The 13,190-nt window shown below is 48.5% G+C and carries 8 protein-coding genes; 1 reads left to right on the forward strand and 7 read right to left on the reverse strand.

The window, feature by feature from the left end; all coding sequences use genetic code 11:
- The first annotated feature begins 12 nt into the window (after positions 1–12).
- Positions 13–1,494, forward strand: coding sequence for a RagB/SusD family nutrient uptake outer membrane protein (locus AB4Z08_RS01205; protein WP_441571937.1), 1,482 nt, complete (start codon positions 13–15; stop codon positions 1,492–1,494).
- A gap of 83 nt (positions 1,495–1,577) precedes the next feature.
- Here the strand turns inward: AB4Z08_RS01205 and AB4Z08_RS01210 are convergent, their stop codons facing one another.
- Genes AB4Z08_RS01210 through AB4Z08_RS01240 form a run of 7 tightly spaced genes read right to left on the reverse strand, consistent with a single transcriptional unit; the run spans position 1,578 to position 13,184 of the window.
- Entirely contained in the window at positions 1,578–3,728 is a 2,151-nt protein-coding gene (locus tag AB4Z08_RS01210; RefSeq protein ID WP_441571938.1) for an IPT/TIG domain-containing protein, read from the reverse strand.
- Positions 3,729–3,747: 19 nt separating this feature from the next.
- Entirely contained in the window at positions 3,748–6,987 is a 3,240-nt protein-coding gene (locus AB4Z08_RS01215) for a carboxypeptidase regulatory-like domain-containing protein (RefSeq protein WP_441571939.1), read from the reverse strand.
- 5 nt (positions 6,988–6,992) lie between these two features.
- Positions 6,993–7,976 (reverse strand): fasciclin domain-containing protein, encoded by a 984-nt coding sequence (locus AB4Z08_RS01220; RefSeq protein WP_441571940.1) that lies wholly within the window; start codon positions 7,974–7,976, stop codon positions 6,993–6,995.
- A 17-nt stretch (positions 7,977–7,993) separates the two neighbouring features.
- A complete protein-coding gene (locus tag AB4Z08_RS01225; protein WP_441571941.1) occupies positions 7,994–9,175 on the reverse strand; it encodes a fasciclin domain-containing protein in 1,182 nt (393 codons plus the stop codon).
- An 11-nt stretch (positions 9,176–9,186) separates the two neighbouring features.
- On the reverse strand, positions 9,187–10,272 hold the full coding sequence (locus AB4Z08_RS01230; RefSeq protein WP_441571942.1) for a fasciclin domain-containing protein: 1,086 nt from the start codon (positions 10,270–10,272) through the stop codon (positions 9,187–9,189).
- A gap of 18 nt (positions 10,273–10,290) precedes the next feature.
- On the reverse strand, positions 10,291–11,469 hold the full coding sequence (locus tag AB4Z08_RS01235) for a hypothetical protein (protein WP_441571943.1): 1,179 nt from the start codon (positions 11,467–11,469) through the stop codon (positions 10,291–10,293).
- Between the two features lie 8 nt (positions 11,470–11,477).
- Positions 11,478–13,184 (reverse strand): hypothetical protein, encoded by a 1,707-nt coding sequence (locus AB4Z08_RS01240; protein ID WP_441571944.1) that lies wholly within the window; start codon positions 13,182–13,184, stop codon positions 11,478–11,480.
- Positions 13,185–13,190 lie beyond the last annotated feature (6 nt).

Genomic DNA, 13,190 nt, shown 5'->3' on the forward strand with positions numbered 1-13,190 from the left:
AAAAAGAGAATTATGTACTTTAAGAATAAATCAAACTTTTCGAGAAAATTCGGTAGCCGTCTGGCTATCGGGGCGGTGGCACTGGCTGCTACAGCGATGTTTTCCTGCTCAAAAGTAAACGACCAGGTTCCGTATGCCAAAATGGATCCGAAAGATGCATTCAGCAATCCCGAGAGAATCGAGAAGGCAGCCGTAGGGATGTATGATGCATTACAAAACAAAGAATTCTTCGGTGGTCGCGTACTCATCTATGCAGATACACGGGGATTAGACGTAAATATCGCTTCCTATTTCGGAGACGTCCCTACCTACAGCATGCTGTCGAATAATATTTATGCGTTCAACTGTTGGTCAGGTGGCTACCGTACTATCAATGAAGCCAACTTCTTTAGCATGAACCTGAAAGACAATGAAAAAGTAGTTACACCGGAAGTAGCAGCAGGTTATTATGCAGAAGCTAAGTTCATTCGTTCGCTTACCTACTTTTACCTGGTAAATACCTACGCCCAAACATATACTGCACAGGCTGGCGCCGTACAACCGGGTGTTCCCCTGATTTTAACCGCTCCCAGAAACGGTGCGGAAGCCACAGATCCGGCCAATAAGGTACCCCGCAAGTCTGTAAAAGAAGTATATGACCAGATGATCAAAGATCTGACGGAAGCGGCACCATCACTGCAGATTAGCACTGGTGATGCATATGCAGACCATGCCAGGGCCACCAGGGGTGCTGCACATGCTCTTCTCGCACGTATCTATTTATACCAAGGTGACTGGGCGAAAGCCAGGGATTTTGCTGACAGCGTGCTCTTATCCACCGCAGGATATAAACTGGATGCAACTCCAGCTGCTGCTTTTGCTGCTGCCAACTATCAATCCTCTACAGAGCGTATCTTCTCTGTGGCGATGAACGGTGCAGATAATCCAAACACCAATAATGCCATCGGACAGCATTATGGCGCCAATGGCCGGCAGGATATCTCTATCAGTAAAGAGTACCGCACGTTGCCCAACTTTGATTATCAAACGGACCTGAGAGGTAAACCGCTATTCGCTTATAATATCAGCAAAACAGGTGATACAACAGGTTTCTTCACGAAGAAATTTGCCGGTACCAACCCTATTGATTCATGGGTACCAATTATCCGTCTCGCAGAAGTGATGCTGATCAAAGCGGAAGCACTGGCCAGACTGAATACCGCTGCTCCTGATGCAGCTGCTGTTGCCCTGCTGAACGCTGTCAGAGGCAGAGCCAAAGCTAGCATTTTAGCACCTGCAACACAGGCCGAACTGATCACCAACATCCTCACAGAACGCCGTATTGAACTGGCTTTTGAAGGACAGGCACAGTTTGACTTCCAGAGAACACACCGCAATATTCCAGCACATGGCGGGGTGAATGAACAGCCGTGGAATGGTAATTATATTATTTTCCCGCTGCCTAACCAGGAAGTAGAACGTAATCCAAATATGGCACAGAACCCAGGTTATTAATACTGACTTACTTCTCCTTAAATAAAAGAATCCCGGCTGCAGATGTAGCCGGGATTTTCTTTGTTTATGAAATCTATCAGCGCTTACTTAAAGAATATCTTTCTCACTGCCTTGTTAAAGCGTTCCATGATATACACATTTCCTTCCCTGTCGATAAACAGGCTGCTGATACTGGAGAAGGCCGCCTGATTCAGGGTGCCATCCACATATCCGCCCGAAGGAGGCGTAGTACCACCTTTCCAGCCAGCTACGGTAATCACCGCATCATCGGTGAGCATACGGATGGCATTATTATCTGCCACGTAAAACACACCCGCGGCCCTATCGCTGACAATACCCGTCAATCCGGAGAAACCGGCGGTCAGTAATGGACCATCATTGTAACCGTACTGGGAACCGGCATACGCTGTTTTATTCCCATCTGCCAGTTTAAATACCCTCGGATCATTATCGTTGGTATAAAATACATTGCCCGCGTTATCGATGGCAATACTATTTCCCGGTGTTTCATAACTGTTACGTGCAACAGCAGTGGCATTACCTGCTGCATCTATTTTCCATACGCCTCCATACTGCGCACCTACATACAAAACACCATTTTTATCAATCCCCAAACCAATGGGTGTGAAAGAAAATTTGGCCACCGTAGTGACTACACCTGCCGGTGTAATTTTACGCATTGCTTTGGCAAACTGTTCTATCACATACAGGTTATCCTGTGCATCAACGGTAATGGATGTCACAAAGTTGAACGATGCAGCGGTACCGGTACCATTCTCATTACCGGAAGAGCCATCAGCCTTTCCGGCAAACAGTGTCACCTTGCCATCAGGGGTTACTTTCTTCACCACATTCACATCTGTTACAAAGGCATTACCGTTCCTGTCTACTGCTAAGGCCGCCGGATACGCAAAATCAGGCGAGTTGGGACCACCGGCAATCGTCATTACACCGGCACGCTTAAACACCGGACCTGTGGCAGCGAGACTACCTACTTTTACTTCCACTGCTCCGGTACTGATACCAACGGGGACCACTACACGCAGTGTAGTATCAGTAGCAGCAGTAACAGGTAAAGTGATACCGTTAAAGATGACTACGTTATCCTCCGCATTGGTACTGAAGCCCATTCCTTTCACGACTACTTCCGTGCCCGCCAACCCATTATCCGGGATCAGCTGTTTTACACCGAGTGATTGCTCTTTAAACAACGGCCCCTCTGACAGCTGACCATTTACAGTCACCTGCATTTTCCCGCTGCCCGCACCTGCCGGCACTTTCACGCTCATCTGCCTATCGGCGGTAGTGGTAACTACTGCCGGCTGTCCGTTGAAGCTCACGCTTACTTCATCTGCGAGGCTGCTGAAATAATCGCCGGAGATATTGACCAGTGCTCCTGCCGGTGCACTCAATGGCGTTACTATTTTGATAACAGGCTTAGGTACCACGGTGAATACATTACCAATGGTCTTCTGTCCATTGATGCTCACCGCTACCGGACCGGTAGCCACGCCTTCCGGCGCCGTTACCACCAGCTTACTATCTGTAGCACTTACTACGGTTGCTGGTTTACCATTAAAGGTAACCATGTTGCCCGCAGCGGTGGCAAACCCTTCCCCACTGATAGCTACCTGGGTACCTGCACCGCCTTTTACCGGCTTGATAGCGCTGATGTTCTGGAACGTAAAATCAGGACCATTTACTGCTTTCCCATTCACCGTCACCGTTACTTTACCAGTACCGGCACCTACCGGCACCGCTGCTACCAGCAAGGTATCTGAAGCACCGGTAATCAATGCCGCTTTACCATTTACTGTTACAGTAGCCGGGCCGTCCAGGCTGCTGAAGCCTGCACCATGGATCGCGATATTCGTACCTGCGGGACCGTTAGACGGGCTCACCTGGTGCAAACTCAATGCCTGGTAAGTATAAGTACCCAGCTCCACTTTACGGTCGCCGGCCTTTACAATCAGCGTACCGGTACTCCCCTGCTCCGGCGCCAGTACCATCAGGATGGAATCCCGGGCATCTACCACTTTTGCATCTGTACCATTGAAGCTTACGGTAACATCCTTGTTAAGTCCTTGCCCCTGCAGGGTTACAATGGTACCGGCATTACCGCTGTTAGGCCAGAATGTTTTTACATTCAGCGCTACGGCATCGTTGTTATTGTTTTTCCTGCAGGCAGCTACCAGGATACAGCAAACTGCCAGCAGGGATAAATATTTTCTCATGTTGCTTATATTAATCACTTTAAAAAGAATACCGTAATCCCAGCTGCACCTGTGCGCGGGAATTAAAGAAGTCAACAGAATAAGGCTTGCCCGGATTTTCAAAAGTATATACCGGGTAAGCGCCCGGATTCTGCAACGCGGGGAATACCGGTGTTAAACCAGTACTGGCAGTAGAGTTGAACGTATTCGGCGAAAAATACACTTTGCCCCAGTTGCTATTCACCAGGTTAGTGAGGTTCACGATATCCACGGTGAAAGTGATGAACTGTTTACCTCCAAAATGATATTCCTGCGCAAAGTGCATGTCTGCCTGGATATTCCAGGGAGTGCGACCGGCATTACGTTCCGTGAACTGTCCACGGCGGGAACGCAGGTACTTATCGCCATCAATGTAGGCATTGAAAGCAGCCGCCTGTTCTTCCGCACTGATCGTTTTGTTCTGGAAATAATTCACGGCTTCTTCTGCTCTCGGGATATACAATAAACTTACCTGTTGTGGTAAACCCTGTATGCTGTTATTCACAACACCATAGGTAAAGGGGCTGCCCGACTGGGCCGTAGCGAATATGGTCAGGGTGCTCACCCAGGTATTGCTCCAGGCTTTGTGGTAGGTAACGTTACCGACTACACGATGACGTACGTCAAAGTTAGACCATGCCAGTCCCGGGTTGTTGGGGTTGAGTGCCTGGTTCAGCTGCCAGTTACTTTCCATGGAGTTACGGATACCATTGGAGATATCTTTGGAACCACCATAGGTATAAGCCAGTGAAGCCTGTATACCGGAAGGGAAGCTACGGTTCACGCTGCCGGTGATGCTGTAACGGTAACCCTTATTGGTATTGCTTAACAGGTAGGCATTGGAGAAATGAGGATCTACCGTACCACTGTAAACAGGTTGTTGACGATCTTTATCATAACCATAATATTTCGGATCATCTTTGATATTCACCTGCTGGAACAATACATCTTTCAATGTTTTGGTGTACATCGCTTCTACTGTGTACTTAAATCCTGCAGGGCTCACATAATCCACGCCTACACTGCTACGCCATACCTGCGGCATCACAAAGTTGTTGTCCAGTACATCTACCTGTGTTTTACCCGCATTACGGTTATTCATCAGGGCACCATTCTGTTCAATAAATTGTGCAATACCATTTGGATTGGGCTTCAGCGGATCGCTGCCAGGCGCAAATGCTTTGGTATCTGCTTTCTGGTCAAAAGAGCCGTAGTTGATACCGTTGTTATAATAAGCATAAGCTATCCAGGCGAAAGGAATGCGGCCGGTAAACAGACCCGTTCCACCACGGATGATCAGGCTCTGGTCGCCTTTCCAGTCGAAGCGGAAACCAAGACGGGGCGATACCTGCACTTTGCCAAGGTAACCGTTGTTAATACGATTGAGCGGCGTATAGGTGTAGGTGTTACCAAAGAAACCATCCGTATAGGCATTCTGTGTTTTATCACTCAGCGCCGGCTTTTGCGGCAGCCAGGTATAATCTGCACGCAGCCCCGGAATCAGTTTCAGTTTATCCGTTACCTGTATTTCATCCTGTGCATATACGCTGTGCATATTTACACTGAACTTCGCTTCCGGATTTTCCAGGATATAATCTCTGCTGTTGTTGGTATAGTTATAACTACCTCTTACACGGTAAGGGTTGTTATTGAGATAGTCTTCTATGCTCAGGTAATCCACACGGCCATTCCAGCTGTTCACGAAGCCGTAGTTGATGCGGTACAGTTCATTGTGGGTACCGAGTAATACCGTATGTTTTCCTTTGCGCCAGGTGAGGTTATCAGATATTTCTATGGTACGTTGCTTCATATCAAAGATGCTGGCTTCACGGTCGGTGCCGAGGTAAATGGTGGTACCGGGGGTGCGACCTGCAATCTGTACCTGTGGCAGGGTGGGATCGGAATCCGGGTTACGTTTATCATGTACCACGCTGTAGCCGGCAATGAAACTGTTAGACCAGCGGCTGTTGAAGCGGGACTTCAATTCCATCACGGTGGAGCTCTGGTTATTTACCTGCTGATAAGCCATACTGCTGAAACGGAAATCCTGCTGATCGCGGTCCATGTTCATGGCTTTGGAGGTAATGGTATTGTTGCGGACAGACAGCTGATGCTTATCATTGATATTCCAGTCGAGGCGGTTAAAGAACTTCTGCGAGCGGGAATAAGCGCTGTAGTTGCCGGCAGTGCCGGGATCGAAAGCAGCACCGTAGCGATCAAGCGTAGACTGACGGATCTGATCCGCCTCTTTCACGCTGAGGATATGAGCCGTTTCTGCCTGTCCAACGAGTAATTGTGAAGGGTCCTGGCGGGAAGTAATTTCTTCGTTGGTGAAGAAGAACAGTTTGTTTTTGATGATAGGAAAACCTACTCTCACACCTGCCTGGTAATCATAAAAGTCGCTGTTCATTTTAATACCGGTAGGGCCTTTTCCGGTGAAGGCAGCGTTGCGGCCAAAGCCATATACCGAGCCGGTGACGGTGTTGGTACCGCTGCGGGTCACGGCGTTGATACTGCCACCGGTAAAGTTACCAATCTTCACATCAAAGGGAGCGAGGTATACCTGCATGTCTTCGATCGCATCCAGTGACACCGCGTTGGTGCGGGTGCTGGAACCGGGCATGCCGGAGCTACCGGTAATACCGCCTGCAGAAGGACTGAAGCCGATCGCATCGTTATTGATAGCACCATCGATGGTAACGTTGTTATAGCGAAAGTTGGTACCGGCGAAAGAGTTATCGCGGGACGCCTGTGGCACCATCTTGGTCATATCCTGCAGGCTGCGGGAAATGGTAGGCATGTTGGATAACTGCGTACGGCTGATGTTCTGACCTGCACCAAAGGTGTTGGCAGAAACACCTTTCTTCGTGCCTTTAATGGTCACCGCAGACAAGTCTGTACCAGCTACTACCAGGGTAAAATTCAGCTGCATCGGTTCCCCGAGGCGGATAATGAGTTGTTCTCTTTTCTGCGGTTGCATACCCATCATGGTCACGGTAACGGAGTAAGGACCACCGATGCGCAAGCCGGGTAAATAGTAGCGGCCATCGGTGCCGGTGGCTACGCCGTACCTGGTACCGGAAGGCTCATGCAGGGCAACTACGGTAACGCCGATGAGTGGTTCGTTTTTATCGCCTGTGATCTTTCCGCTGAGCGTACCATTTGTTTCCTGTGCCTGCGCCGGGAAACGGATACAAAGCAGGAGCGCAAAAAAATAAGCTATGTATAAAATTTTATTCATCACAATTACTGGTTTTCTTTTAATACCTGGTCTACGATATGCAGTACGCCGTTGCCGGCCATGAAATTTTCTTTGGTCACGTTGGCCGCTACTTTGTTGCCGGCGCCTTTGATGGTGATACCGGTGTATTTCACGCCTTCAGCGTCTTTCAGAAGGGTAATACCAATGTTATTTCCATTCTGCATGGCTTGTTCCGTTTTATCGGTGGCGCCGGTGGTGAGGATATAATCGTAAATAAATTTCCTGCCGGAGAAAAAGTGATACAGCAGTAAGTCCTTCAATATTTTCGGATCTGTGTTATTGATACTGTCAATGGTCAGAAAGCCTGCGGCGCGGAATGCGTTGTTCGACGGTGCGAAGAACGTATAGGCCGACGTGCTGCCAATCTGTTCTTTCAGTCCGGCTTGTTGCAGGGCTACGTTTAAAAAAGTAAGACTGGTATCAGCAGAAATGGCGGCGGAGAGGTTGGCGTGTACGAGTGGTTGCAGCACCGTATTCAATACCTGTATCATGCCGTTGCTGGCAGGCAGATTATAAGCCAGTACGGGACTACCATTGATCGTTAGTACGGTATCTGCATCTTTCACCCAATGTGTCACGAACATTTTAGCGCCGGTGACCGCGCTAAGTTCCTGGTTAAATTTAAACGGCAGTTTATTCAGTTCCCAGGTACCATTTACGATATGATAGGATACCAGTTTATTGAGGATATCACCACTTTCTGTGAGCACCTGTTGGGTGCTGCTATAGCCGGCTTTGATGAACGCGTTGTTATCCGGGATCATCACGGTGTATGGTCCTGTTTGTGCCAGCATGGCGCGGTAGCCTGTTCGGCCGAGGGCGGTACTGAAAGAAGAAAAGTTAAATTTATTATCGTCGATAACGTAGGTGAGGCGATTGGTTTCGTTGCTACCTACCCCGTTATCTTTATCCTTGGTGCAGGCGGACAACAATAATATCAGCAAACCTGTATATATGGATCTTTTCATTTGTCTGCTTTTAAAAATTATCTTTTAAAGAGATCATCTACTTCATGTACTACCCCATTGATCACCCTTACATTGCTTCTTTTCAGCGGGATGAAAGGATAGTTGGTGTGGATTCTTCTCATCGCGGGTTGTCCGTTATTATTGATAAAGTCCAGGCTGATCACTACCGGTCCACCGTTGTAGGGCTGGCCTTTATACAGCACCAGGCCACTAAGTGCGGCAGCATTGTTGGTAAGATCGTTGGTAAAGAACACAGGACCTACGCGGGCATCACCATTGAGCTGTGAGGCGTTCATTACTTCAGGGCCGCAGGTCATCAGCAATGAGTCGATGGCGACCACCGGTTGTTGCCAAAACATATTTTCGTCATAGCCCGGATCTGGTAATGGCCAGGAACGGAGGCAGTATTGCAGGATATCTGCTGCGTTATGGAAACCATTTTTGATGAACGCATCGTTATTGGGTGCGAACAGTGTAAACTGGGCCGCTTCAGACGACGATTTCATGAATGCCAAAGGCTGGGCCATGTAAGCTGATTCATACAGGCTATCGCAAATATGCAGTGCTTCCACATATAAGCTGAACCGGGGCTGGCTTTGTATATAGTCCCACATGGACTGTGTTGGCGGGGTGATCAGGTGATCAATAGGATAGATGACCCCGTTGGTACCTTCAAGTTGCTGCCCCCATTTGCTCAGAGCAATACCATTGATCAGTAAGCTATCCCCGTTTTTTCCGAGGAACTGGAAATCCACATAGTCTTTATGCCACTCTGGTCTGTCGGATAATGGGCGGGACGACAAGGTAGCTGCCGCGGTATTGCCTTTGATGGCGCTGATGTTGTCTGGCTGCAGACGGGCAGGCATTACATAGTAAGATAACAAATCGTTCAGTGTGGCGGCATCCGCAGCCTGTATTTTTGAGGAAGTCCATCCAGCTTCATCGAAGGCTTTGTCGGTGGGCACCAACAGGGTATAAAAACCGGCGCCACCCACTTTCATTTTCTGGTCCATACCGGAATGTTGCCATGCCTCCCGGAAACGGGTATACGAAGAAGCGGAGAGCTGCTGCTGCCAGGTTTTATCCGGGCCGGTGCCATGCGGCACGGGTTCCCCTACCGGTTCCGGTTCAATATCCTGTTTGCGGCAGGCCGCAAAAGCCAGGATCAGTAATAAGAGTAAAGATATTCTTTGTGTCATCAGTTTCATTTTTATCGCTTCATTAAATCCGGGTTCAGGAAAAGATCATCGATCACATGCACGATACCGTTGTTACAGAGATGATCCGCGTTTACCAGGCCGTTTTTATAGCTCACCTCGCTGGGTCCTTCTTCATTGGGATACCAGTTGCCCGATTTCCATTTTGAGATGTTGATGCCTGCCGTTTCTCCGCCGTAATACGGGTTATAGGAATATCCCGGCGTGATGGAATAGATGCCTGCTTTAATGCCGCCATAGCCCGTAGGTTGGGGGTTGGGAATGAGATGTCCGTCCGTAGCAAAAACATGCATGGGTCTCATTTCGATAGGGTAAATAGCAAAAACGAGCGGGTCGTAGTCTGCTACGTTCATAGCCGCAATTTTTGCTGCAGTGATACCGTATTTGTCGAACGCGCTGTTGGCAGGTGCGAATATGGTGAGTGGTTTTTTCGTTTTAAGGCCGTCCCATAAATTGAATTTTTTCATGGCAGCAGCAAACAAGGTTAAACTCGTATCGGCGGCGATATAATCCTGTACCGTAGCCTGTGTAAGCTTGAGCGGTTTGGCCAGGATATGGATCACCCCATTTGCCAATGCAATATTCCTTTTGCTTTCTGTATATATCAATGCTCCGTTTACAAACATTTCCTGATCGGGTGATGTGGTGGCTGTTTTCAACACAGACACATATATTTGTTCACCTGCCAGGGTAACATATTTATTATCCAACTGCATCGGGAAGGTGGTAGTAAAGTAGCGGTTGCGGATCATATGATAGCGGAGCATAAAGCGCAGACTATCAGTATTCATTTTAGCCACATCTTCCACACCTTTAATTCCCATTTTATTGAAGGCGTTATTATCCGGTGCAAACAGCGTGAAGGGGCCACTCTGATTAAGTGTATCCAGCAGTCCGGTTTTTTTCAGTGCTGCCGACAGAATGCTCAGGTCATAGTTATTTTCGATGAATGCGCCCATTACGCGTGGCGTAGTGGTTCTGTCAACGGGTGGTATGAGATTATCTTTCCGGCAGCCCGTTACGAGAGCCAGCAGCAGCCATCCTGCTATGAACGGTTTTATGATAGAATTATTCAGCATATTGAATTAATAAAGACGTTAATAAACAGGCGGTATAAATTTGCGCTGGATGGTTGTAACATAAAACCTGCGGTTGATATACTCCACCGTATTCACTGTAGCAAATGACTGTGGATTATTGGTACCCGAATGGATACTCACTACCAGGCCTGTACGTAAATCACATCTCACGGCAAATGGTGTATAAGTAGTGCTACCTGTTTCCCCATAATCACCCATAATAATAGCCGAGAATGCTCCTACCGGCAGGAAGCCGGGATAGCCGAGCGTTTCCGGAGAAAACCCGGGTGCATAAAAGCCGAATGTCTGACTCATATTACCCGTAAATGTTTTGTTACTGCTGCTATCCGGAAATAAAGGAAAGCTGGAATAAGGTGCTACTACCGGTTTCAGTGAATGAACGATCTGACCGATGGGAATGCCTTTGTACCCTGGCAATGCCGTAATGGTGCTATTCGTCCGTTTATTTAACGAGTAGTAAACATTCATGGTGTCTTTCAGCTTGGTATTGGAGAGGTCCACGTTAGGCTCTGCATCCGGCGACTTTGTATAGAAATTTTCCGAGCTGAGGTTATAGAAATTCACATATACCAGCGAGTCTGCAAAAGGCTGTTTGGGAAATGTTTCCTGGCGCAGGTACATGAACGGACGCTGACTGGAATATTCTGCTATCAGTGCGTGCATGGTATATACTTCTCCTGCACTGAGATCCACGGTGGTATCGATGAGTGTGACCCCTCTTTCCATTTTATCCAATTCGAAATAAGGCGTGTTGTTCAGTGGCCTGGTACGGAAAATAATGCGGTGTTTACCGGAAGGCACCTGCGCCCAGCTGGACAAATCATAGCCATTCACGATCGGTGCGGCCAATACTCTTTTGGTACCGGGATATTCCTTTTGCCAGAGCACATTGCTGGCGGCATCCGGGTAAGGGCGTGCCCAGCTGTCGCGCTGATCCAGGAAGTCGCCGGTGATAGCCGCACTAACGGGTATACCATGATCATCCAGCACCGGATCTACCAGGAAAGCGAGGAAAGGCTGCGGTGCATCTTTATTATCGAGGGTGGTTGTAAATTCCAGGCAGTTGAATACCCGCAGGTAGGCGGGATTATTCAATACCACATATTCCGTTTTGCGGCAACTGCTCACAAACAGCGCGGCCAGCAACAGTGGTAGTAAAAAGTATTTATTGTTCATAAGACTACTCAATTGTTATGTTTCACAATAATCATCCGGGCTTTTTCGATGGCGTTGGCAGCGGTGCTGCCCACCAATGCTACCGTGTAAATGCCTGGCTCACTCTGTGGCAATTCCGGTGTTTTATATAGTTCCGGGCGGGCAATAAAATCGCGGCTTTTCAGCGGGGCAACGCTGCGGATCCAATCACCCGGTGTAATACCCGGTGCGGAAGCATATGCCAGGATCATGTAGGGGAAATTGACCAACATCCTTTCATAAGGTTCGCTGGTAGCCGGTTGGCCGGGATACAGATGCTGTGAAGCCAGTCCGGTGCCACGAATAGGTTGTCCGTTATCCTGTGTAAAAGTGACTTCACCGGGATCCGGGCAGAAGTTCATAAAGCGGATCCAGAAAGGATAAATGTCTACAAACGTGCCATAGGAGCCATTGTCGGTAGATGTACCTCCATAGAATTTACCACTGAGGTTATTGGCCACAAAAGCAATTGTGGTAGTTCCATCCTTACGGGTATACAACCAGGCAGTCTGGTTATCCGCGGGCTGCAGGCTGACGTTACTTTCGGCTATTACCTTTCCATCTTCTCCCAAAGCTTTTACTATATGCGTTCCCGTTATATAGCGGTTGTAGTTGGTTTGTTTACCAAAGGTGAGTGCATTGCCCAGCGCCTGTCCGTCTACCTGCCAGGTGATCTTTTTGCCGGCAGCAGCATTCACACCCTGTAAGCGGGCGTAAGTAATATTTACCGGCTCCGCGATATCTGCGATGATGCGGAAGGTATTGTTTTCTGACTTATAGGTTTCTCCATTAGGGTTACCGTTGGGGATGTTCGCTTCATAAGTATTGGATACCACGATGGTATAAATACCGCCGGGTTGATACGTTTTCACCGGCGCATAGGTGAGCCAGGTATCTTTATTACCGCCAATGCCGGGTGTGCCCAGTAAGTCCATCAGGGTGCCCGTAACCGGGTTGAGCACATTATACAGGCTGTTGGATCCCGGTACTTCTTTTCCTTCTGTATTCAGCACCTTGAACTGGTATGTACCGTAAGGCAGCTCCACATAATCAGAATACTTTCCGGGAGCAATATTGTTCAGCCCTGGTACTGTAGTACCATCTGCGAGTGTAACCGACATAGGCCCTGTGCGAAACATACCTGCCGGGGCATTACCATTGTTGGAAGAGCTGAGATTCAGCAAACGGACCTTAAATCCGGCCGGATCTGCCGCCGGTGATATACCACGTGGCACCTCGAACAAAGAGTCCTGGAAACCGGCTGGATTAGGGCGGAAACGCACAAAGTAATAATCGTTCGGACGGGCATCGTTATCTTTTGCACTAAATGGGCGGGCGGGCGGCACGTAATTCCTGATCGACAGACTGCTGAATAGTATACTATCTACCCCGCTATTTTTCACCAGTTCCCGGGGGATGGTATAGGTGGTCCCTAAACGGCCCGACTCCGGGAACCATAAAGTACCTCTTGTTTCGTTCGGACCATAGTAGCCCTCTGCGTCGGGCTTCATATAGCTGGTGAGTTTCTTTCCACCCACCGACAATTCTGTCGCCCCACATAAATTCACGAGGCGGATAGAAGAAGCCGTCATTGGCTGCTGTATTACCCGGTTATCGTAACTGTAGTCCAGCTTTTTGCTACAGGCACTCATCATCACTGCAGCCGCTAAAAGTATATAAGTAGTTTTCATTTTCATCATTCA

This window comes from Chitinophaga sp. RAB17 (genome assembly GCF_052114225.1).
Classification (GTDB): Bacteria; Bacteroidota; Bacteroidia; order Chitinophagales; family Chitinophagaceae; genus Chitinophaga.

Bases quoted from the DNA above. Each gene is read 5' to 3' on its own strand.
- AB4Z08_RS01205 (WP_441571937.1), top strand. From the start codon at position 13: ATGTACTTTAAGAATAAATCAAACTTTTCGAGAAAATTCGGTAGCCGT.
- AB4Z08_RS01210 (WP_441571938.1), bottom strand. From the start codon at position 3,728: ATGAGAAAATATTTATCCCTGCTGGCAGTTTGCTGTATCCTGGTAGCT.
- AB4Z08_RS01215 (WP_441571939.1), bottom strand. From the start codon at position 6,987: ATGAATAAAATTTTATACATAGCTTATTTTTTTGCGCTCCTGCTTTGT.
- AB4Z08_RS01220 (WP_441571940.1), bottom strand. From the start codon at position 7,976: ATGAAAAGATCCATATATACAGGTTTGCTGATATTATTGTTGTCCGCC.
- AB4Z08_RS01225 (WP_441571941.1), bottom strand. From the start codon at position 9,175: ATGACACAAAGAATATCTTTACTCTTATTACTGATCCTGGCTTTTGCG.
- AB4Z08_RS01230 (WP_441571942.1), bottom strand. From the start codon at position 10,272: ATGCTGAATAATTCTATCATAAAACCGTTCATAGCAGGATGGCTGCTG.
- AB4Z08_RS01235 (WP_441571943.1), bottom strand. From the start codon at position 11,469: ATGAACAATAAATACTTTTTACTACCACTGTTGCTGGCCGCGCTGTTT.
- AB4Z08_RS01240 (WP_441571944.1), bottom strand. From the start codon at position 13,184: ATGAAAATGAAAACTACTTATATACTTTTAGCGGCTGCAGTGATGATG.